The following is a 1,877-nucleotide window of genomic DNA, read 5'->3' as shown; positions in this document are numbered from 1 at the left end:
GCACGCCCTCGTATTCCTCGGGGCGTGTGTAGTGCGGACAATCGAGCAGACCGCCGACGAAACTGTCCTGCACGGCCGACTGTGCGTCGTTCAGCACGCCAGGCAACAGGCGCACGACGGCATCCATCATCGCCATCGCCGGCAGTTCGCCGCCGGACAACACGAAATCGCCGAGGCTGATTTCTTCGTCGACGCAACGATCGAGCAGACGCTGGTCGATCGCCTCGTAGCGGCCGCACAGCACAATGACGCCGGGTTCCTGCGCCATCCGCACGACGCGTTCGTGCGTGAGCGGCGCACCTTGCGGCGACATCATCACCACGCGCGTACTCGCGACGCCCTGCTCCGCCTGTGCCGCCTTCGCGGCACCGATCGCAGCCTCGAGCGGCTTGGCCAGCATCACCATGCCCGGACCGCCACCGTAGGGTCGATCGTCGACCGTGCGGTAGTTGTCCGTCGTGAAGTCACGCGGGTTCCAGGTACGCAGCCCGAAGCGACCCTGCTTCACGGCCCGGCTGGTAATGCCCCAGTCGGTCAGCGCGCGGAACATCTCGGGAAAGAGCGTGACGACGTCAAACTGCACCGCGCTCTCCGTAACCTGGTTCATAACTTAGTAGTCGGCTTCCCAGTCGACGACGATACGACGCGCCGCCCGGTCCACCGCTTTGACGTACACGCCGACGAACGGGATCAGCCGTTCGGCGGTCGCTGGCTGACCGTCTTTGCCGGTCGCCGGATATTCGACGCGCATGATCGAATGCACACCGTTGTCGATCATGCCGGCCACCGTGCCGAGCGGAACCGCTTGCTCGTTCACGACATCGAGACCGATCAGGTCGACCCAGTAGAACTCGTCGTCCGTCAATGCCGGAAAATCTTCCCGGCGAACGAACACGCGAGTGCCGCGCAAGGACAGCGCGACGTCGCGATCATCCACGCCGACGATTTGCGCGACGATCGTATCGCCATGCGCCTTCGCCTGCGCGATGCGGGCGGCATGACGCTCGGCGCCTTTCTGCAGCCACCAGCGGCGCGCCTTGAGCAGCGCATCGCCGCCACGGCCGGCATCGGCGTGGGCGGCCAACTTCACCCAACCCTTGAGACCATACGCGTCGACAACCGCGCCGACCTCGATGGCATCGTCAGGCCAGGACTGCACCGCCTCAAGACCACCTTGTCCGGCAGCCGAACCGGCATTCGCGGCAACGCCGCGATCAACCGGCTTGCGGACGAATGCGCCAAACGACGCACGCCCGCGCTTTGCATTTCCGGAATCGTGACCTGCCATTATTGAACCTCACAGCCGGCACGACCGGCACACCGTGCCATGTTAGGCAGCCGGCTGCGCCTTCTGCGCTTGCTTCACGAGACGCTCGACGGTCGGCGACAGTTGCGCGCCAACGCCTTGCCAGTACGTCAGACGATCCTGAGCGATGCGCAGCGCTTCGCCCTTCGTCGCGACCGGGTTGTAGAAACCGACGCGCTCGATGAAGCGGCCGTCACGACGGTTACGCGAATCGGTAGCGACGATGTTGTAGAACGGGCGCTTCTTCGAGCCGCCGCGAGCCAGACGGATGATAACCATATGAAATCCTTCGGGAAAACCGGGTTCGAAACTACAGAAACATGCGATTATAGCCGGAAACCAATGGCACAACAAACACTTACGCGCAAAATTCGCAGACACGGCGCTGCACGCGCATACAATCGGGCTGTTCCGGACCACCCGTTGCCGCCATGTCGTCCCTTCACGTCATGATTCGTCGTGCGCCGCGCCGCCTCGCCGGGCTGCTTGCCGGCGCCGCCTGTTTCGCGCCCGCAACAGCGCCTGCCGAGGATCTGCCGATCGGGCAGCTCACCCTACCGCCCGGCTTTCA

Annotated in this window: 3 protein-coding genes; all 3 read right to left on the bottom strand. The window is 64.3% G+C overall.

All coding sequences use genetic code 11. From position 1 onward, the window contains the following. Positions 1 to 607, bottom strand: a 607-nt coding sequence (gene trmD, locus KH616_RS24690; RefSeq protein WP_292254789.1) for a tRNA (guanosine(37)-N1)-methyltransferase TrmD, incomplete at its 3' end; no start/stop codon positions are given. A 3-nt stretch (positions 608 to 610) separates the two neighbouring features. Further along, positions 611 to 1,288 carry a ribosome maturation factor RimM gene (gene rimM / locus KH616_RS24685; RefSeq protein ID WP_292254786.1) on the bottom strand — a complete coding sequence of 226 codons (678 nt, stop codon included), beginning with the start codon at positions 1,286 to 1,288 and terminating at the stop codon, positions 611 to 613. A 42-nt stretch (positions 1,289 to 1,330) separates the two neighbouring features. Beyond that, positions 1,331 to 1,585, bottom strand: a complete 255-nt coding sequence (gene rpsP, locus KH616_RS24680) for a 30S ribosomal protein S16 (protein WP_004189402.1) — start codon at positions 1,583 to 1,585, stop codon at positions 1,331 to 1,333. Positions 1,586 to 1,877 lie beyond the last annotated feature (292 nt).

Source organism: Burkholderia sp. (assembly GCF_018375725.1).
GTDB lineage: Bacteria > Pseudomonadota > Gammaproteobacteria > Burkholderiales > Burkholderiaceae > Burkholderia.
This window is presented reverse-complemented; position numbering and strand designations above follow the sequence as displayed.

Bases quoted from the DNA above. Each gene is read 5' to 3' on its own strand.
- rimM (WP_292254786.1), bottom strand. From the start codon at position 1,288: ATGGCAGGTCACGATTCCGGAAATGCAAAGCGCGGGCGTGCGTCGTTT.
- rpsP (WP_004189402.1), bottom strand. From the start codon at position 1,585: ATGGTTATCATCCGTCTGGCTCGCGGCGGCTCGAAGAAGCGCCCGTTC.